The following is a 19,596-nucleotide window of genomic DNA, read 5'->3' as shown; positions in this document are numbered from 1 at the left end:
GGAAAAGTGTGAGCGGTTTCCCGGGAGAAGCGCATGGCGCTTTCCCTTGGGAATTGCGTCAAAACATAGAGTTAGAGCGGTTCGCCGTTTCCGTGAAACGGGGAAACGCCCTAGAACGACGACCGCCGCGCCGTGGCGCGGCGGCGGAAGCAAACCCTGTTCAGGCGGCTTGGCGCTCTTCGCGCATCAGGATCTCGCCATGCCGGATTTCGGTGCCAAGCACCTTCAGGCACTCACGGATGAAGTTGGACAGGCCCGGCCAGCCCTTGGCTGACACCAGATTGCCATCGACATGGGCGCCGGTCGGCGCGACGTCGATGTAGATGCCGCCGGCCAACGTCACTTCCGGCTCGCAATAGTGGAGTGCCGCCACTTCCCTGCCCCGCACGACACCATCGACCGCGATCAGGATCTGCACGCCATGGCAGATGGTGAAGATCGGCTTGCCGGCCTCGTGGAAATGCCGCACCAGCGCCTGCACCCGCTTGTCGATGCGGATGTATTCGGGACCGCGCCCGCCCGCCGCGTAGACGGCGTCATACTTGGCCGGGTCCACCTCGGAAAACGTCTTGTTGAGGATGTAGTCGTGGCCGAGCTTTTCCGTGTAGGTCTGGTGGCCTTCAAAGTCGTGCAGAGATGTCTTGAGGACATCGCCGGCCTTCTTGTCCGGGCAGACGACATGCACGGTGTGGCCGACGGCATGCATGGCCTGTTCAAAGACGAAAATCTCATACTCCTCGCTGAACTCGCCAACGAGCATCAATATCTTCTTGCCAGCCATTCTCGGTTCCTCCCTTGCGGCCATATTTATTTCGGGTCGTGAAATAATATTGCCTATTCTAAGGACAGCAGGGTCAAAGGGAAAGCGCAAATCGCCAAATTGGTATGACCAGTTTTCCGCCTTCTCGACAGAAGGCGCTTCTCGGCAGACGAAAATAGCTTCGCTGGTTCGACCAGAGCCGCAGTCAGGCCGCCGCCTTGATCATGTCCGCCGCCTTCTCGGCAATCATGATGGTCGGAGCGTTGGTGTTGCCGCCGATCAGCGTAGGCATCACCGAGGCGTCGACGACCCGCAAGGCCTTGAGCCCGTGCACCCGCAGTTGCGGATCGACCACCGCCAGCTCGTCGACGCCCATTTTGCAGGTGCCGGCCGGGTGATAGATCGTGTCGGCGCGGGCACGGATGTGGGACATCAGTTCCGCGTCGCTCGAAACACCGGCGGTGTAGATCTCCTTGTGGCGATATCTGGCCAGCGCCGGCGCCTCCAGGATACCGCGCATCATCCTGACCCCCTTGAGCAAAAGCCCGGCATCGCGTTCGTCCAAAAGAAAGCGCGGATCGATGCGCGGCGGTGCCATGGGATCATGAGTCGACAACCCGACCTCGCCGCGCGAATGCGGCCGCAGCACGCATACATGGCAGGAAAAGCCATATCCCATATGCAGCTTCCGGCCATGATCATCCACGATCGCGATGCAGAAATGCAGTTGCAGGTCGGGCCGTTCGATCGCCGGATCGGATTTGAGGAAGGCACCGCCTTCGGCATAGGGCGTGGCGATCATGCCGCCGCCATCTTTCCGCCAGCGCAGCATGTGCCGCAGCAGGCCAGGTAGGCCGCGCAGGCCGATGCCCATCATGTCGGCATCCCTAGACGTCCAGCCCATGATGAAATCGAGGTGATCTTGCAGGTTCTTGCCAACACCGGGCAGTTCATGCCTGACCGGAATGCCATGCACGGCGAGCTCGGCAGCCGGGCCAATGCCTGACAGCAACAGGAGCTGAGGCGAACCGAAGGCGCCACCACAGACGATCACCTCGCGCCTGGCTTTCGCGACGGCTTCGCCCTTCCCCGCGCGATACCGCACGCCGGTGGCGCGCTTGCCATCGAGGATGACCGCCGTGGCATGCGCTCCGGTGATGACGGTAAGGTTCGACCTGTTCATGGCCGGTTGCAGATAGGCAGCGGCCGCCGAGCAGCGCTCGCCATTGCGGCGTTCGCCCCAGAATTGCGTCACCTGATAAAGCCCGGCACCCTCCTGTTCGACGCCGTTGAAATCATCGTTGCGGCGGATCTGGTTTTCGCCGCAGGCCTCGACAAAGGCCCGGGAGAGCGGACGTGGCTCTTGCTGCTCGGCAACCCGCAGCGGCCCGTCACCGCCATGCAGGGCATCGGCGCCGCGTTGATTGCCTTCCGCCCGCCGGAAATAGGGCAGCACCTCGTCCCATGACCAGCCGTCGCAGCCGAGATCGGCCCATTCGTCATAGTCGCCGCGGTGCCCGCGCGTGTAGAGCATGGCGTTGATGGCGCTGGATCCGCCCAGCGCCTTGCCGCGCGGCTGGTAGCCCTTGCGGCCGCCAAGACCCTGCTGCGGCACAGTCTCGAACGCCCAGTTGTTGATCTTCGGCCGACCCGGCAACAGTGCGATGATGCCTGCCGGCGCGCGGATAAGCAGGTTGCTGCCCGCGCCGCCGGCTTCGATCAGGCAGACTGTTTTCGATGGATCTTCGGACAGCCGCGCGGCAAGCGTGCAGCCGGCGGACCCGCCACCGGCGATGACATAGTCGAAATCCATGACTTCCTCCCTCGTACCCGGCGGATGTTTCCGTCCGGATGACCAAGAGAAGGCTCGATTTCGGCCTATGTAAAGATGGGTGGAATTACCCCTACGTCAGCTGCGAACGCGCCGCCAGGAATACTTCGGGCCCTTGGGCTCCGGCACGGCGGCTGGCTGATAGTAAAGCCCCAAGCCGCCGGTGCGGTCCTCTTCCAGGCGCTTCAGCAGCACCGGGTTGGAAATCTCGAACTCGTCGAAGCCGAGACGCAGCATGTGCGGCAACGGATCGACCAGCACCTGGCCGGTGGCGCGAACGGCACCCTCGAAGTGGTAGCGGCTGCGCAGCAGTTCGGCCTTGGAGAAGGAGCGCCCATCGCTGAAGGCCGGGAAGACCAGCGCCACCAGCGACAGCTGGTCGAGAAGGTCGGCTATCTTCTCGAGTTGATCGCCGGGCTGCAGCACCACGCCGAGCCGCTCTTTGGCGGACCGGCGCACCTCCGGATCAAGGTCGAGGAACGCCTGCAGCGGCAGGATGAAGCGGCCATTGCCGGACAGCGCGTCGGCACTTTCGGCATGAGCCCACTCGTCCTCGCGAAAACCCTGCGGGGTCCAGAGCCGGGTCTCCGGTGTCGTCGTTTCGGTCATCAAAATTCCTAAATATTCAAACGAGCCAAGGATGTGTTGAGATTCAGGTCAGGCTGCGCCTAAAATGGCGGCTTCCGAGAACCGGAGCGGAGCGTACTTGAAGTACGTGAGCACCGGAAGCGCAGGAAGCTGCCGTTTGCAGGCCAGCCTCACCTGAATATCAGCACATCCTATAGTGATGCGTCGGTCAGCGACACTTCCAGCCCCGACAGGTGAATGCCGCACTCGGTCTTGGCATGACCGGCCCAGCGGCCGCTGCGCGCATCCTCGCCCGGCTGCACCGGTTGCGTGCAGGGGAAACAGCCGATCGACAGATAGCCATAGGCGACCAGCGGATTCTCGCGCAGCGCGTGCGCCCGCATGTAGTCGGCCTGGTCCGATGTCGTCCAGTGCGCCAGCGGATTGATGCGGATGCGCGCGCCGACCGCCTCGAACACCGGCAGCGCTGCCCGTGTCGAGGCCTGGAAGCGCTTGCGGCCGGTGAACCAGGCACGAAACGGCGCCACGCCACGCGCCAGCGGCTCTACCTTGCGCACGTCGCAGCAGGCATCGGTGTTGCTTTGGTGCAGATTGCCCGTCGGATCGATCCGCGCGAGCGCCGCTTCCTCGGGTTTGATGACCTGGATGTTGGTCAGGCCGAAATCGGCGACAAGCGCGTCGCGATAGCCGAGCGTCTCCTCGAAATGCTTGCCGGTGTCGAGGAAGATGACCGGCAGCGTGCGGTCGATCTCCGCGATCATGTGCAGCAGCACCGCCGAATCCGCCCCGAAGGACGACACGGCAGCGATCTCGTCGTGAAACAGTTCGCGGGCCGAGCGCTCGATGATCTCGATCGGCTTCAGATGGCCATAGAGCGCGTCAAATCCCGCCGCCTTGGCGGCGACGCCGTCATCGGCATCGGCGATGTGGTCAAGCGGCCTTGGTTTCGCCAGCATAGAGCGCCTCCTTGAACGGCGCGGGACCGACACGGCGGTAGGCGTCGATGAATTTTTCTTGAGGGTTGAGCCGAAGGCCGAGATAGGTCTCGACGATCTGCTCGATGGCGTCGGTGATCTCTTCCGACGAGAAGCCGCGGCCGATGATTTCGCCGACCGAGGTGTTCTCGTCGGCCGAACCGCCCAGCGTCACCTGATAGAGCTCGGAGCCCTTTTTCTCGACGCCGAGGATGCCGATATGGCCGACATGGTGATGGCCGCAGGCATTGATGCAGCCGGAGATCTTCAGCTTCAGTTCGCCGATCTCGCGCTGCCGCTCCAGCGAGGCGAAGCGTTGCGAGATTTCCTGCGCGATCGGGATCGAGCGTGCGGTGGCCAGCGCGCAATAGTCGAGGCCGGGGCACGAGATGATGTCCGATATCAAATTGGAGTTGGCCGTCGCCAGCCCGATATCGACCAGCGCGTCATAGACCGCCTTGAGGTCGGCGCGCGCCACATGCGGCAGGATCAAGTTCTGCTCATGGCTGACACGCAGCTCGTCGAAAGCGTATGTCTCGGCGATGTCGGCGACCGCCTCCATCTGGCTGTCGGAAGCATCGCCCGGCACCTCGCCGATGCCCTTGAGCGAAATCGTCACCGCCGCGTAGTCGGGATGGCGATGCGTCACCACATTCTGGTCGAGCCACTCCGAGAAGCCTTTGGAATCGAGACGCGCCAGCTTGACCGCCTGGTCGCCTTCCGGCCGATCAGTGAGCGCCGGCGGCGCGAAATAGGCTTGGATGGCCCGGATATCGGCATCCGGCAGCCTCAGCTCGGCGTCCTTCAATTCCTGCCACTCGGCCTCGACCTGGCGGGTGATTTCCTCGACGCCGGTCTCGTGCACCAGGATCTTGATGCGCGCCTTGTACTTGTTGTCGCGGCGGCCATAGAGGTTGTAAACGCGCAGGATCGCCGTGCAGTAGGACAGAAGATCGGCTTCCGGCAGGAAATCGCGGATCTTTCGTGCCACCATCGGCGTACGGCCCTGGCCGCCGCCGACATAGACGGCAAAGCCAAGCTCGCCCGCGGCGTTCTTCTTCAGGTGCAGGCCGATATCGTGCGTCTGGATAGCAGCGCGGTCGCGCTCTGCCCCGGTCACCGCGATCTTGAATTTCCTGGGCAGGAACGAGAATTCCGGATGCACCGAGGACCATTGCCGCAGGATCTCCGCATAGGGACGCGGATCGGCGACCTCGTCGGCGGCGGCACCGGCAAAGTGGTCGGCGGTGACGTTGCGGATGCAGTTGCCGCTGGTCTGGATGGCGTGCATCTCCACACTTGCCAGATCGGCCAGGATCGCCGGAATGTCCGACAGCGCCGGCCAGTTGAACTGGATGTTCTGGCGCGTGGTGAAATGGCCGTAGCCCTTGTCGTATTTGCGGGCGATATGGCCGAGCATGCGCAGCTGCTTGCCGTTCAGCGTGCCGTAGGGCACCGCGATGCGCAGCATATAGGCGTGCAGCTGCAAATAAACGCCGTTCATCAGCCTCAGCGGCCGGAACTGGTCCTCCGATATCTCGCCGGACAGCCGGCGCTGGACCTGGTCGCTGAACTCGGCGACGCGGGCCTGGACAAAATCGTGGTCGAACTCATCGTAACGGTACATGCTTCGTCTTTCAGGGCGCGTCCGCCCGTTTCACTCAAAACCTGGCTACGCCGCCCGCTCGGCCTGCTTGCCGAGATCGCCGCGGATGGTCGGGCCGGCGGCGCGGATCTTTTCACGCAGCCGCACCGGCTCGACGACACCGTCGACGACTTCCGCGTCGATCAGATTGACGTCGACCACTTCATTGTCGGCATAGGCCTTGGCGCCGATCGCCTCAAGGCGATCCTCGGCCGCCTTGTCATGGGCAAGATCGGCCTGGCCCACCGTCTCAACCCAGCCGCCATCGGCGTACCAGACGGCGATGCCATCCGTCAGGCGGTTGGCGGTCAGTATCTTCATGGCTGAACTCTCTCTGCGGCGGCTTTGGCCGCGCCTTCATTGCTATGTGCCGCAAGCGGCTCGGACCGTTCAAAATTGGCGCCGGCGACAGCATCGCCGATAATGGTCATGACCGGCCCAGAAAGATCGCCACGCGCTTCCAGCGACGGCAGGTCAGCCAGCGTGCCGTGGAAACGGCGCCGGTTGGCCAGGCTGGCATTCTCGACCACGGCCACCGCCGTGTCCGGCGACAGGCCTGCTTCGATCAGCCGGCCGGCGACTTCGGCCGCCACCGAGCGGCCCATATAGACGGCGACGGTGGCGCCGGAAATCGCGAGCTTGGCCCAGTCGGGCAATGAATTGCCCTTGAGGTCGTGGCCGGTGGTGAACACCATGGATGAGGAGACGCCGCGCAAGGTCAGCGGCAGTTCGAAATCGGCCGCCGCGGCAAAGGCCGCGGTGACGCCCGGAACCACCTCATAGGCGATACCGGCATCACGCAGTGCCGCCATTTCCTCGCCGGCGCGGCCGAACACCAGCGGATCGCCCGACTTCAGCCGCACCACGCGTTTGCCCTGCTGACCAAGCTCCACCAGCAGCGCGTTGATTTCGGCCTGGCTCTTGCTGTGGCAGCCCTTGCGTTTGCCAACCGGCAGACGCTCGGCATCGCGGCGGCCCATGGCGACGACCGCCTCCGGCACCAGCGCGTCATGGACGATGACGTCGGCTTCCATCAGCAGGCGATGCGCACGCAACGTCAGCAGATCCTCGGCGCCCGGACCAGCGCCAACCAACGCGATGTGGCCCGAAGCGGGTGCGTTCGACAACAGCAGATCGACGGCAGCGTCATGCGCCTGCGACAGCTGGCCGGCTTCCACGGCATGGGCAGGTGCACCTTGGAAAAAACTGTTCCAGAAGCGGCGGCGGGCATTGCCTTTCGGCAGCAATTTCTCGGCTGCCCCACGCAGCGAAGCGGCGAGCGTCGCCAGCGAACCGAGCGATGGCGACAGCATCTGATCGATGCGGCCCCGCAGCATCTGGGCCAGCACCGGGCCGGCACCTTCGGTTCCGATGGCAATGGCGACCGGCGCGCGGTTGACCAGCGCCGGGGTGAAGAAGTCGCAGAGTTCCGGCCGGTCGACGGCATTGACCGGAATGCCCAGCTCGCGCGCGTCCGCCGCGACGCGGCGGTCGAGCGTCTCATCGCCGCTGGCGGCAAACACCATGACCGCGCCTTCCAGCTGCGAGGCGTCATAAGCTGCCGAGACATGGCTGGCGCCGGATTGAGCGATGAAGGCAAGCAGCTCCGGCTCGGCATTTTGAGCGATGATGCGCAGCACCGCGCTCGACTGTCCGATCAACCGCGCCTTGGCCAGGGCTTCGTCGCCACCGCCGACAATGGCCACGGCTTCGCCCTCGACCCGCACGAAGACGGGGAAGGCATTGAGCTTGGCATTGGCCTGCGGCATGGGAAAAGCAATCCGGGAACAGTGTCGCAGTTTTACGCCCGGGCGCGAAAAACCAGAAGCAAAGCACTCGCGCATCCTGTGATGGCAGGCAATCGCTTTTTCGCAACTGCGAAAGGCAGGAGAAAAATATTCCACATCCGGGGTTCGGGCGGATTCAAGCCGCTGAAGCGAGCCTTGATTTCAGGTCTTTTTAGCCACCTGCCCCCTATCTGGCAAAACAGTTTTTTCTAATTTCTACCAATTCAGTAGATTAATGTCGCCCGCTTACCGATCGCCTGTTCAACCGCCGACGGCGCCGCCGTCGCTTTGCGGGAGAAGGGTTGGAACGTTGCCGGGTTGATACGCGTTCCGCAGCGTAGCCATTCATCAAAAAGGAGCGCTTTCATGGACACAATCAAACTGAGGCACGGCATCTGGGTCCTGGTGGCCGACGGTGGAAAAGCGCTCTTGCTCAAGAATGCCGGCGACAACAAGTTTCCAAATCTCGAAGTCGTGCAGGTGATGGAACAGGAGAACCCGCCCACCCGTGAACAGGGAAGCGACAGCCCCGGCCGGTATAATGACGGCCCGTCCGTGCACCGCAGCGCTGTCGAGGATACCGACTGGCACCGTATCGGCAAGGAACGCTTCGCGGAAGAGATCGCGGCCCGCCTGTACAAACTCGCCCATGGTGGTGAGTTCGACAGCATCGTGCTTGTCGCCCCGCCGGTGATGCTCGGCGCCATGCGCAAGAAGCTGCACAAGGCGGTCGGTGACAAGGTGACGGCTGAAATTCCAAAAACCATGACCAACCACGCCATCTCCGAGATCGAGGCCATGCTGCAGGCAGCCTGACCGCAGGCGATGGATCCCAAAGCCAATGCCACAGTGAGCGCGAAACGGACCGGCGGCCTCTCTGCCGCCGGTCGAGCATTTTGCTGCCGCACCGTCGATTTTCGCACCCTGCGGGTTGCATCACCGTCACCCCTTCCACCATATTGCAAAACAGGCGGCGGCTCAGGGCGGCGCACATCCGACATCGCAAACTTGAAAGGCGCTCCATAGACAATGCCGCATGACACGCCCCTTATCGCCACCATCGTCGCCGGTCTGGGGCTGGCTTTCGTCTTCGGGGCTCTCGCCAACCGTTTCCGCATTCCGCCGCTGGTCGGCTATCTCGTAGCCGGCGTCCTGGTCGGGCCGAATACGCCCGGTTTCGTCGCCGATGCTGGCCTGGCCAACGAACTGGCCGAAATCGGCGTCATCCTCTTGATGTTCGGCGTCGGCCTGCATTTCTCGCTGAAGGACCTGCTGTCGGTCCGCGCCATCGCCGTGCCCGGCGCCATCGTCCAGATCGGCTTTGCCACGGCACTCGGCGCCGGACTGTCCTGGATGCTCGGCTGGTCGATGGGCGCGGGGCTGGTGTTCGGCCTGGCGCTGTCGGTCGCCTCGACCGTGGTGCTGCTGCGCGCGCTTCAGGAACGCCGGCTGATCGAGACCGAACGCGGCCGCATCGCCGTCGGCTGGCTGATCGTCGAGGATCTGGCCATGGTGCTGGCGCTGGTGCTGCTGCCAGCCCTTGCCGGCGTGCTGGGTGGCCAGGAACAGGCGGATGTGCATTCGAGCGGCCTGCTGTCGCTGCCGGCCGGCTACGGCATCTGGGGCGTCGTCGGCATCACGCTCGCCAAGGTCGCCGCCTTCGTCGTCGTCATGCTGGTGGTCGGCCGCCGGGTCATTCCGTGGATTCTGCACTACGTCGCCCATACCGGGTCACGCGAACTGTTTCGTCTCTCAGTGCTCGCCATTGCGCTCGGCGTCGCCTTCGGCGCGGCGAAACTGTTCGGCGTCTCGCTGGCGCTCGGCGCCTTCTTCGCCGGCATGATCATGAGCGAATCCGAGCTTAGCCATCGCGCGGCCGAAGAATCGCTGCCGCTGCGCGACGCCTTCTCGGTGCTGTTCTTCGTCTCGGTCGGCATGCTGTTCGACCCGTTCAGCCTGCTCAGCAACGGCCTGCCGATCCTGGCGACACTGGCCATCATCGTCATCGGCAAGTCGCTGGCGGCGTTCGTCATCGTCGTCGCCTTCGGCTATCCCCTGGCGACCGCCCTCATGATTTCGGCCAGCCTTGCCCAGATCGGCGAATTCTCCTTCATCCTGGCCGAACTCGGCGTCGGGCTGAAACTTCTGCCAGAACAGGGCCGCGACCTGATCCTGGCCGGCGCCATCTTGTCGATCGTGCTCAACCCACTGATGTTCCTGGTCATCGACTGGATGAAGCCATGGCTGGAGGCCCGTGCCGCCAGGACGGCGCCGCCGGCCGACGCCAAGCCGGTCGGTCCGGCGACCGAACCGGGCCAGGTCGCCTCGGTCGCCGCAACAGCCAGAAAGGAAGACGGCCCGCCGCCGAAGACGGCGCTTACCGGCCATGCCATCCTGATCGGTTATGGCCGTGTCGGCGGCCTTGTCGGCGCGGCGCTGAAAGAAGCAGCGCTGCCCTTCCTCGTCATCGAGGACGCAGACAAGACACTGGCCAAGCTGAAGGCCGATGGCGTCGAGAGCGTCGCCGGCAATGCCGCCAACGCCGAAGTGTTCGCCGCCGCCAATCCCGAAGGCGCCAGCCGGCTGATCCTCGCCATCCCCAATGCGTTCGAAGCCGGCCAGATCGTGCTCAGGGCGCGCACCGCCAATCCCGGCATCAACGTCGTCGCCCGCGCCCATTCCGATGCCGAGGTCGAGCATCTCAAGGGGCTCGGCGCCGACACGGTGATCATGGGCGAGCGCGAAATCGCGCGCGGCATCGTCGAGGAGGTGCTCGGTCACAAGCCATCTGCGACCGAACCGTCCGCCGCGTGATCACGCCACGAAGGCAGAACCGCCATTGCGTGCGATGCTGCTGAGATATTGCGCGGGAGGCTTGCCGAGCGCCTTCTTGAACATGGTGATGAAGGCCGTGACGGACTCATAGCCGAGATCACCCGAAACCCGCTGAACGGTGGCACCCGAAGCCAGTTCCCTTATCGCAACGATCAAGTGCAATTGCTGGCGCCAGCGGCCGAAGCTCAAGCCGGTTTCCTTGACGACGAGACGAGCAAGACTGCTCTCGCTGAGCGCCACGCGTTTTCCCCATTCGGCCAACGTGCTGCGGTCGGCAGGATCGTTCGCCAGCGATTCGGCGATCCGCTTCAGGCGCGGCTCGGAGGAGAACGGCAGATGCAATTGCTGGAGAGGCATATCAGGCAGTTCGGCAAGCAGGACGCTTCCCAGGAAAGCGCACCGCGCGTCATCAGGCGCGCAGTCCGACAGTTCGATGATAAGCTCGCGCAGCAGCGGCGAGATCGAAAGCGTGCAGCACCGATCCGGCAGCGCAGCCGCGCCCGGCTCGATGTAGACGAAGAAAATCCGCGCATTGGCCGTCGCGATGTTGCTGTGCTGCATGCGGCTCGGCACCCACACGCCGCAATGCGGCGGCACCATCCAGAGGCCGCTGGGAACGCGGCAGGTGACGCCGCCGCTGAGCGCGAAGACGAGTTGCCCTTTGCGGTGCCAATGCTGCGACACCTCGGCCTTGGTCTCGGTGACGTCGACGCGCACGGCAATCGCCGGAGCAACGATGTCATCGACGTCGAAATCGAGCCATGGGTAACGGAGCGGCTGTCTCATGATTGACAGATTTTAGCGATGAATTGCCTTTATATCTAGATTATTCGTCAGCATAAATCGGTAGGCTCGAGCCGTTCTCGCCAATTGGCAAAGGTGTACTCCATGCTCGCGCTCACCATCTCTTCCGACAATGCCGTCAGACTGAAACTCGCCGAGGTGGACGAGCCACAGCCTTGCGCGAACGAGGCTCTGGTCGCCGTCCGCGCAACCTCGTTGAACCGCGGCGAACTGCGCCTGCTCACCATACGTGCGGACGGCTGGATACCCGGCCAGGACATTGTCGGGATCGTCGAACGGGCGGCAGCGGATGGCTCCGGGCCAGCCCAGGGCGCGCGGGTCGTGGCTTTGGTCGACGAGGCCGGCTGGGCCGAACGCGTCGCCGTTCCGACCGCCCGTCTCGCCGTCCTGCCGGATGAGGTCGGCTTCGTTTCCGCCGCCACGCTCCCCGTGGCGGGCACGACGGCGATGAGGACGTTGCGCCATGGCGGTGACCTGGCTGGCCAAAAGGTGCTGATCACCGGCGCGAGCGGCGCAGTCGGCCGTTTCCAGATCCAGATCGCCCGCGAACAAGGTGCCTTGGTGACCGCGGTCGCCGCCGCCCGGCATGCCGGGGATCTCCGCGATCTCGGAGCCGAGCAGGTGGTCGAGGCGATCGAGCTGGCCGAGGGACCATTTTCGCTGATCACCGAGTCGGTCGGCGGCGAAAGCCTCGCCCGCGCGATCGAACACGTCGCGCCCGGCGGGACCATCGTCATGTTCGGTTCAAGCAGTGGCGAGCTCACGCCCATTGGCTTCCGCCAGTTCGTTCCGGGCCATGAGGGAGCGAGGCTTCAGACCTTCGCCTACTACACGTCCGGCTCAGGCATTGGCGCCGACATTGCCGCGCTGCTCGCCCTGGTCGCGGCCGGCCGGCTGGAAACCCGCGTCGCCTTGACCGTGCCATGGACGGACATCGCCCAGGCCCTGGACGCCCTGCGGCAGCGCAGCTTCAGCGGCAAGGCTGTTCTCACGGTCGCCGGATGAGCAACCCCCGCCGAAGTCCTCACTCACACGTGCTGGCCGCCGTTGATGTGGATTTCCGAGCCGGTCACATAGGAGGCCTGCTGCGAGCACAGGAAGAAGATGATGTCGGCGACCTCGGCGGTGGTACCGAGGCGCCTGAGCGGGATCGTCTCGACGATCTTTTCCGTGCCCGGCGACAGGATCGCCGTGTCGATTTCGCCTGGCGCGATGGCGTTGACCCGGATGCCATGCGGACCAAAGTCATGCGCCATCTCGCGCGTCAGCGAGCCGAGAGCCGCCTTCGATGTCGCATAGGCGGTGCCGGCGAAGGGATGCACGCGGGTGCCGGCGATCGAGGTGACGTTGACGATCGAGCCCTTGGCCGTCGCCAGCTCCTTGAACAGGCCGCGCGCCAGCATGATTGGCGCGAAGAAATTGACCTGGAACACGTCGCGCCAGACATGCATCGGCGTGTCGATCGAGTTCATGCGGCTGTTGCCGTCCTTGAGCTTGGGCGAAATGCCGGCATTGTTGACCAGCGCATTGAGCTGGCCGCCATGTGCTTCGAGCCGATGGCGGATTTCCGAGACGGCGATGCCGACATCTTCCTGATCGGCAAGATCGACCTTGATATGGTCTTCCGGGCCGGCCGGCCACGGGCAATCCTCGGCGAAAGCCTGGCGCGAACAGGTGATGACGCGCCAGCCCTCGCGTGAAAAGCGCTTGACCGTGGCATGGCCGATGCCGCGGCTGGCGCCGGTCAGCACGATGGTTTTTCGGGTGTCGAGTTCAGCCATGTCGCGGTCTCCGGCCGGAGGTGTAGCCGAACACCGTGGCGCTGGCGAGAGGCGGATTGACGCCGCTGCGAACTGCCGGAGCGTCCGCCTCAGCCGCCGCCCAGAATATCCAGGATCGAGGTCTGCTTCCTCTTCTTAAGCGGACCGCCAACATTGCCCGGCGGCACCGGATGGCCGACCGAAGCGGTGGTGCCGTCGTCCGCCGGCATGTTGAAGCCATCGGCATCGACGGTCTGGGCAGGCCGCGCCACGCGGGCTGGCGCTGCCGCCTGGGTCGGCTGTGCCGACGGCGCCTGCTGGCCAACTGACGCGGACGGGACCGGCGCTGGCTGGTTGTTGTCGGCCGAAGGTATGTCGTCGGGCACGATCGTGTCGGCCGGCGTCGACTTCCAGGTGCCGGGCAGCGGCCGCACCGGCACGCCCTCGTGTGCGGCGACCATGAATTCGTGCCAGGCCTGCGCCGGCAGCGCTCCACCGGTGACCTTCTTCATCCCCGTGCCGTCATCATTGCCGAACCACACACCGGTGGTGAGATTGGCGGTGTAGCCGACGAACCAGGCATCGCGCGAATTCTGGCTGGTGCCGGTCTTGCCGGCCGACGGCCAAGCGAAGGCCGCCTTCTTGGCCGTGCCGACCTCGACGGTTCCGGTCATCATCGAATTCATCATGCCGACGATCTCGGGTTTCACCACACGCGGCGCGCTGCCGCCACCGCTGTCGTAGAGCACTTTGCCCTCGGTTGTCGTGATGCGGCGGATGAAGTGGATATCGGGCTTGTAGCCGCCATTGGCGAACGGCACATAGGCCGAGGTCAGCTCCAGCGGCGTCACTTCCGAGGTGCCGAGCGCGATCGAGGTGTTGGCCTGCAGTTCGGACTGGATGCCCATGCGGTGCGCCGCTTCCACCACCGCGTTCGGCCCGACCTCCATGGTCAGCTGCGCGGCGACCGAGTTCAGCGACTTGGCCAGCGCCGTCGCCAGCGTGACCTTGCCAAAATACTTGCCGCCGTAATTGTCGGGCGTCCAGTTGCCGATCTTGATCGGCGCGTCGTTGCGGATGCTGTCTGGCGTGCGGCCGGCCTCCAAGGCGGCCATATAAACGAACGGCTTGAACGCCGAGCCCGGCTGCCGGCGCGCTTCCGAAGCGCGGTCGAACTGGCTGGTCGAATAGTCGTAGCCGCCGACCATGGCGCGCACCGCGCCGGAATCGTCGATCGACACCAGCGCGCCCTGGGTGACGTTGAGCTTCTTGCCGCTTTCGTCGATCAGCCGGCGGATCGACTGCTCGGCGAGCTTCTGCAAGTTCAGGTCGACGGTGGAGTCGATGACGATGTCGCCGCGCACGTCGCCGATCAGGTCGGGCAGTTCTTCCATGATCGTGTCGGCGACATAGTTTTCCGAGCCGGTCCAGTAGGACGGCGCGCGCGTCGCCGGCGCGCTGAGCGCTGTCTTCAGCTCCTTGTCGCTGATCTTGCCTTCTTCACGCATGGCCGCGAGCACGAGCTGCGAACGCTCCTCCGCGGCCTTTGGGTCGCGCGCCGGCGACAGCCGCGACGGCGCTTTCAGCAAGCCCGCAAGCAGCGCTGCTTCCGAGAGCGTGACGTCACGCGCGCTCTTGCCGAAATAACGCCGCGAAGCCGCCTCGACACCAAAGGCGCCGGAGCCGAAATAGACCCGGTTGAGGTACATTTCGAGAATCTGGTCCTTGGTGTGCTTGTGCTCCAGCCACAGCGCCAGCAGCACCTCCTGCACCTTGCGCTCCAGCGTGCGGTCAGGCTTCAGGAACAGATTCTTGGCCAATTGCTGCGTCAGCGTCGAACCGCCCTGCGAGAAATGCCCGCCGATGAGGTTGGTCACCATGGCGCGTGACAGGCCGATCGGATCGACGCCGAAATGCGAATAGAACCGGCGGTCCTCGATGGCGATGACGGCTTCGGGAATGTAAGGCGACATTTCGTGCAGGCCGACGGCTTCGCCGCCACTCATGCCGCGATTGGCGAGCAACTGGCCATCGGCCGAGACGATCTTGATGTTGGGGGCGCGGTCGGGGATCGACCAGGTGGTGGCCGCCGGCATCTTGGCACCGTAATAGACGACGACGCCCGCCACCGCGATGCCGCCCCAGATGGCAAGCACGAAGCACCAGTAGAACAGGCGGCCGAGCACGCCGAACAGGCCGCGCCGGCTCCTGCCACGCCCGCCGCGCGACGATTTCGCCTTCGACGATTTGCGCTTTGCGGAGGCTTTGCGGTTGCTCGGCACGACGCGGTCCTCCTCGCTCACCGAAAGACCCGGCTGGGATCGCGCCTGTGGCGGTCCCTCGAAACTGGGCTCGATGCGGCTATCTTTGCGGTTCGCCATGCCTGCGCTTGCTGTCCCCGGTGCCTATGGCGCTCCGGTTGCAGAGTAGATGCGGCGATTTAAGGGCGGGTTAAGTCGGAAAAATTCAAAGCGATTGATAATCAAATGCCTGGGGTCCGGCAGTGATCGCGCTGTTCGAGCCCTGATTTTGGCGTCGGCAAACGGTCGCGCCCGCCGCGATGGAACAATCCTCGCCTAGCATTTTGTCCGGGCGCCAAGGCCCAGCCATTCCTCGCCGCGACCCAGGCGGTCGCGGACATGTTCCGTGTTGGGGCGCGATCGCAAATGGTCGCAGCCTCGCGTTCGACCGCGCCCCAAATCACTCGTCACCAGGCGATCACCTGGTGGGCATGCGTCAGCCGATCGCCGCACGCACCGAGAGCGCTGCCCTCGACGATTGCATGACCTCGCCGACATGGCAGTAGCAGACGATCTCGTGCAGTTGATGGTCGGTCAGCTCGAAGAAGCGCTTGGCTTCGCCATAACTGTCGTCTTTCAGACCCTCGTCGTGCAATATGGGGTCAGTGAAGGCAACCGCTATCGGCGAGTCATCTGCTCGCATGACATCGCGCTCCGGCAGCGCACGGTATTCGGTCCCGGCAAGCGCGGTCAGGAGCCGGCTGGGCTCACGTTCAAGAAGCTCGGCCCAACGCATCAGACGTTGGGTTCGGCTCATCACCGGCTGTATGTTGACCTCGGCCACTGCATGCAGTTGGTCTAGTGTTTGGTGTTTCATAGCAACCTCCTAGCAATAGGTTGGTTGATCCCAAACGCCCTGTGTCGACATTATAGCGCCGGAGCGCCGATCCGTCATTCTAATTCCATGCCGGGACAATCGCTCGTCCGGCACTACGCCGATGCAATGGCCCCGTCCTGCCGGCAATTTTCAACTCCTCCGAATATCGACGACAGCGCCAAAAGGGCCAGCGTCTGGTCCTCGCAGGTCACCGCCACGATGCTGTTCGACCGGTCGATATCAAGGCCTTCGGGCCGACTTCCGCAGTACTGGCCTGCCGCACAGGACGGCCGGCGCCGCGCCGCCGGTCGACGGCAGGCTCAATTCTGCTGGATCGAAATGCCCTTGTCGTCAATCTTGAGCTCGACACCCTTCGGCTTGGTCTGCTCGCGGTAGACATAGACGCCGAGCGCGATGACCACGACGACGAGCGCGCCAATGATGAGATAGAGCGTATTCTGCTTCACGGCGCGCCCTTTGTCGTTTCGAGCCTCAGGCTCGTTTCAGGACCTTGACCAGCACCAGAAGGATGATGGCGCCGATCGTGGCGTGGATGATGGAAGCAATGATGCCGCCGCCGATGGAGAAGCCGATCCGCGGCAACAGCCAGCCGGCGATGAACGCGCCGACGATGCCGACGATGATGTTGCCGATCAGGCCGAAGCCGAAACCGGAAACGATGAGACCGGCAAGCCAGCCGGCGATGGCACCGATGATGATGAAGACGAGAAGGCTTTCTACGCCCATGCCGATTTCCTCCGAGCAAGGGGGCGAGCGCGGAGCGGAAGGCTCCGAATCGGCCCCGATATCAACGGCGTCAGGCTATTCGAAAGCAGCTGGCCCCGCCAGCGGCGCTCATTGATCGTCGTCGTCGCCGGAAGCGGGCCGCCAGCTGGTCGGCTCGACCTTCTTTTGCGTGTGGCTGTCGGTGTAGACCCACCAGCCATCATCACGGTATTGCCCGATGGATTCGTTAATGACGCCGTCGCCGTCCTGCCACATGATGGAGACCTTGGAGCCATCGGTCGGAGCTGTCGATATCGGCTTTCGGTCGGCCATCCTATCCCCCATTTAGCCGTTGAACTGCGCCGACAAAACGCGGCGGTCAGCGTCTGGTTCCAGTCGGCCACCGGCCAGCAGGCTCTCAAGTCGTCAGCTGTGCGCGAAGATATCCTCTTCGTCCCAGCCCATCAGGTCAAGCTTGGCCCTCGTCGGCAGGAAGCGGAAGCAGGCATCGGCCTCCTTGGTCCGCCCCTCGCGCGCCAGCCGCCCGGCCAGCAGATCCCGCAGCCGGTGCAGATAGAGCACGTCGGAGGCGGCATATTCGAGCTGCTCGGGCGACAGCGTTTCGGCCGCCCAGTCCGATGATTGCTGCGCCTTGGACAGACCGACGCCGAGAAGCTCGAAGCAGATGTCCTTCAACCCGTGCCTGTCGGTATAGGTGCGGGTCAGCCGCGAAGCGATCTTGGTGCAGAACACCGGCTCGGGCATCACCCCGAAGGCGTTGTAAAGCACGGCAATGTCGAAGCGTCCGAAATGGAACAGCTTCGTCACGTTGCGGTTCTTCAGCAGGCTGACGAGGTTCGGCGCCTTCTTCTGGCCCGGTGCGATCTGGATGACGTCGGCGCTGCCGTCGCCAGGCGATATCTGCACCACGCACAACCGGTCGCGATGCGGGTTCAGACCCAGCGTCTCGGTGTCGATGGCTACCGCCCCGACGTTGTAATGCGAAAGGTCGGGCAAATCATGCTTGTGGAAACGGATGTCGGCCATGGTCTTCTCCGGTCGCGGCGTTCCCCGTCCTCGCCGCGATCCGGTGAAAAATCAACAGGAAAACGACTTTCCGCCGCTCAGCGTGTCAGCGCATCGAGAATGCGCGCCCAGGAGCGCTGGCCCTTGTGGAAGGACGACAGCTCGTATTTCTCGTTGGGAGAGTGGATGCGGTCGTCGTCGAGGCCGAAGCCGACCAGCAGGGACTCGATACCGAGATAGGTCTGGAAATCGCCGACAACCGGGATTGATCCGCCACTGCCGGTCGTGACCGCCTGTTTCTCCCATTCGTCCGACAGCGCGTCCTTGGCCTTGGCCAGGAACGGCGAGTCATAGGAAAGCTGGATTGCCGGCGAGCCGCCATGCGGGTGAAATTCGACGGAACAGTCGGCCGGAATGCGCTCCTTGACGAATTTCTGGAAGGCAGCGCGGATTTTCTTTGGATCCTGCTTGTGAACGAGGCGGAACGACACCTTGGCCGAGGCTTCCGCCGCGATCACCGTCTTGAAGCCTTTTCCAGTGTAGCCGCCGATGATGCCGTTGAACTCGGCGGTCGGCCGTGCCCAGGTCAGTTCCAGCACCGAGCGGCCTTTTTCGCCCGAAGGGATCGACAAGCCGACAGGGCCGAGAAAAGTCTCGGCCGTCTCGCCGAGACTTTCCCAAGACTTCAGCACCTGTGTTGGTGTTTCCTCGACACCGTCATAAAAGCCGGGAATGGTGATGTGGCCATCCTTGTCGTGGATGTCAGCCAGCACCTTGGCCAGAATACGGATCGGATTGGCGGCGGCACCTCCATAAAGCCCCGAATGCAGGTCGCGGTCAGCCGCCTTGACCGTCACCTCTTCGCCAACCATCCCGCGCAGCGAAACGCAGATGGACGGCGTCTCGCGGTCCCACATACCGGTATCGCAGACAAGCGCGAAATCGGTACTGAGCTCGGCGGCATTGGCCTCGAGGAACGGCTTCAGCGAAGGCGAGCCGGACTCCTCCTCGCCTTCGAACAGGATGGTGACTCGGCACGGCAAATTGCCATGCACCTGCTTCCAGGCGCGGCAAGCCTCGACGAATGTCATCAGCTGACCCTTGTCGTCGGCAGAGCCACGCCCGGTGATCACCTTGTGGTCAGACCCAACCTCCTTCACCGCTGGTGCGAACGGATCGTTTTCCCACAATTCGATCGGGTCGACCGGCTGCACGTCGTAATGGCCATAGAACAGCACATGTGGGGCGCCTGCCGGCCCCTCATGATGCGCAACCACCATCGGGTGGCCCGGCGTGTCGCGCACGCTGGCATCGAAGCCGATCAGCTTCAGCTCCGCCACCAGCCATTCCGCCGCCTTGCGGCAGTCGGCGGCATAGGCCGGATCGGTGGAGATCGACTTGATCCTGAGCAGGCCGAACAGGCGCTCCAGGCTCTGGTCGAGATTCTGGTCGAGACGGTCGAGGACGGAGGAAACTGCGGACATTTGTGAAGCCTTTCGATTCAGTGCCGGAACCGTAAAGGCAGAGCGGCGAAACGAAAAGCCCGGGAGTGTTGGACCACGGCGCCAGTCGGCCGCCGCAGGCCAAAAAAGTCCGCTGCCGCGGGCCAAAAAAAGACCGCCGTGGTGGAGGGGGAACCACGGCGGCCTCATACTCGAAACGATGCGGCAGCCCGGAGAGGGGGGATAGGCTGCCGCAGTTGTCCGGGATAGGCGGGGGACGGGCCTTGCTCCGGACTTCGGC

The 19,596-nt window shown here is 63.9% G+C and carries 20 protein-coding genes; 3 read left to right on the top strand and 17 right to left on the bottom strand.

The genetic code is table 11. The annotated features are described in order from the left end of the window. Positions 1-160 precede the first annotated feature (160 nt). From JG747_RS09445 to JG747_RS09410, 8 genes are all read right to left on the bottom strand, one after another. Complete coding sequence (locus JG747_RS09445) at positions 161-781, bottom strand: DJ-1/PfpI family protein (RefSeq protein WP_010911510.1); 621 nt, start codon at positions 779-781, stop codon at positions 161-163. Between the two features lie 184 nt (positions 782-965). After that, positions 966-2,573, bottom strand: coding sequence for a GMC family oxidoreductase (locus JG747_RS09440; protein WP_202361655.1), 1,608 nt, complete (start codon positions 2,571-2,573; stop codon positions 966-968). 96 nt (positions 2,574-2,669) lie between these two features. Then, positions 2,670-3,200, bottom strand: a complete 531-nt coding sequence (locus tag JG747_RS09435) for a DUF934 domain-containing protein (protein ID WP_019861217.1) — start codon at positions 3,198-3,200, stop codon at positions 2,670-2,672. A gap of 170 nt (positions 3,201-3,370) precedes the next feature. Next, a complete protein-coding gene (locus tag JG747_RS09430) occupies positions 3,371-4,135 on the bottom strand; it encodes a phosphoadenylyl-sulfate reductase (protein ID WP_064980892.1) in 765 nt (254 codons plus the stop codon). Then, the gene (locus JG747_RS09425; protein WP_019861220.1) at positions 4,110-5,780 is read right to left on the bottom strand and encodes a nitrite/sulfite reductase; all 1,671 of its coding nucleotides are present in this window, start codon (positions 5,778-5,780) and stop codon (positions 4,110-4,112) included. Before JG747_RS09425 ends, JG747_RS09430 begins: the two co-directional genes overlap by 26 nt. Positions 5,781-5,825: 45 nt before the next feature. Further along, positions 5,826-6,119: a DUF2849 domain-containing protein gene (locus tag JG747_RS09420; RefSeq protein ID WP_019861221.1), complete on the bottom strand. Its 294-nt coding sequence runs from the start codon at positions 6,117-6,119 to the stop codon at positions 5,826-5,828. Next, entirely contained in the window at positions 6,116-7,567 is a 1,452-nt protein-coding gene (gene cysG / locus JG747_RS09415; protein ID WP_202361654.1) for a siroheme synthase CysG, read from the bottom strand. Before cysG ends, JG747_RS09420 begins: the two co-directional genes overlap by 4 nt. Before the next feature lie 242 nt (positions 7,568-7,809). Then, a complete protein-coding gene (locus JG747_RS09410; RefSeq protein ID WP_202361653.1) occupies positions 7,810-7,953 on the bottom strand; it encodes a hypothetical protein in 144 nt (47 codons plus the stop codon). Between JG747_RS09410 and JG747_RS09405 the strand changes: the two genes are divergently transcribed. Together JG747_RS09405 and JG747_RS09400 are read left to right on the top strand one after the other, a co-directional pair. Beyond that, positions 7,952-8,401: a baeRF12 domain-containing protein gene (locus JG747_RS09405; RefSeq protein WP_202361652.1), complete on the top strand. Its 450-nt coding sequence runs from the start codon at positions 7,952-7,954 to the stop codon at positions 8,399-8,401. The genes JG747_RS09410 and JG747_RS09405 overlap by 2 nt on opposite strands. A gap of 213 nt (positions 8,402-8,614) precedes the next feature. Then, complete coding sequence (locus tag JG747_RS09400) at positions 8,615-10,399, top strand: cation:proton antiporter domain-containing protein (protein ID WP_202361651.1); 1,785 nt, start codon at positions 8,615-8,617, stop codon at positions 10,397-10,399. On the opposite strand, the gene JG747_RS09395 is transcribed toward JG747_RS09400, so the two are convergent. Then, positions 10,400-11,206 (bottom strand): AraC family transcriptional regulator, encoded by an 807-nt coding sequence (locus tag JG747_RS09395; protein ID WP_019861226.1) that lies wholly within the window; start codon positions 11,204-11,206, stop codon positions 10,400-10,402. 102 nt (positions 11,207-11,308) lie between these two features. Between JG747_RS09395 and JG747_RS09390 the strand changes: the two genes are divergently transcribed. Then, positions 11,309-12,229, top strand: coding sequence for a zinc-binding dehydrogenase (locus JG747_RS09390; RefSeq protein WP_202361650.1), 921 nt, complete (start codon positions 11,309-11,311; stop codon positions 12,227-12,229). Between the two features lie 23 nt (positions 12,230-12,252). Here JG747_RS09390 and JG747_RS09385 read toward each other — a convergent pair whose 3' ends face one another. From JG747_RS09385 to JG747_RS09350, 8 genes are all read right to left on the bottom strand, one after another. Continuing rightward, complete coding sequence (locus tag JG747_RS09385; protein ID WP_019861229.1) at positions 12,253-13,005, bottom strand: SDR family NAD(P)-dependent oxidoreductase; 753 nt, start codon at positions 13,003-13,005, stop codon at positions 12,253-12,255. A gap of 89 nt (positions 13,006-13,094) precedes the next feature. Next, complete coding sequence (locus JG747_RS09380) at positions 13,095-15,365, bottom strand: transglycosylase domain-containing protein (protein WP_202361649.1); 2,271 nt, start codon at positions 15,363-15,365, stop codon at positions 13,095-13,097. Between the two features lie 355 nt (positions 15,366-15,720). Continuing rightward, positions 15,721-16,101, bottom strand: a complete 381-nt coding sequence (locus JG747_RS09375) for a hypothetical protein (RefSeq protein ID WP_084791676.1) — start codon at positions 16,099-16,101, stop codon at positions 15,721-15,723. Between the two features lie 320 nt (positions 16,102-16,421). Then, positions 16,422-16,568: a hypothetical protein gene (locus tag JG747_RS09370; protein ID WP_019861232.1), complete on the bottom strand. Its 147-nt coding sequence runs from the start codon at positions 16,566-16,568 to the stop codon at positions 16,422-16,424. A gap of 25 nt (positions 16,569-16,593) precedes the next feature. Then, complete coding sequence (locus tag JG747_RS09365; protein ID WP_019861233.1) at positions 16,594-16,848, bottom strand: GlsB/YeaQ/YmgE family stress response membrane protein; 255 nt, start codon at positions 16,846-16,848, stop codon at positions 16,594-16,596. Between the two features lie 108 nt (positions 16,849-16,956). Further along, positions 16,957-17,160, bottom strand: a complete 204-nt coding sequence (locus tag JG747_RS09360; RefSeq protein ID WP_027047403.1) for a hypothetical protein — start codon at positions 17,158-17,160, stop codon at positions 16,957-16,959. Between the two features lie 93 nt (positions 17,161-17,253). Further along, a complete protein-coding gene (locus JG747_RS09355; RefSeq protein WP_202361648.1) occupies positions 17,254-17,874 on the bottom strand; it encodes a ribonuclease D in 621 nt (206 codons plus the stop codon). Between the two features lie 77 nt (positions 17,875-17,951). Further along, positions 17,952-19,337, bottom strand: a complete 1,386-nt coding sequence (locus JG747_RS09350) for a M20/M25/M40 family metallo-hydrolase (RefSeq protein WP_064980898.1) — start codon at positions 19,335-19,337, stop codon at positions 17,952-17,954. Positions 19,338-19,596: the final 259 nt, after the last annotated feature.

Source organism: Mesorhizobium sp. 131-3-5, assembly GCF_016756575.1.
In the GTDB taxonomy this organism is placed as follows: Bacteria; Pseudomonadota; Alphaproteobacteria; order Rhizobiales; family Rhizobiaceae; genus Mesorhizobium; species Mesorhizobium jarvisii.
This window is presented reverse-complemented; position numbering and strand designations above follow the sequence as displayed.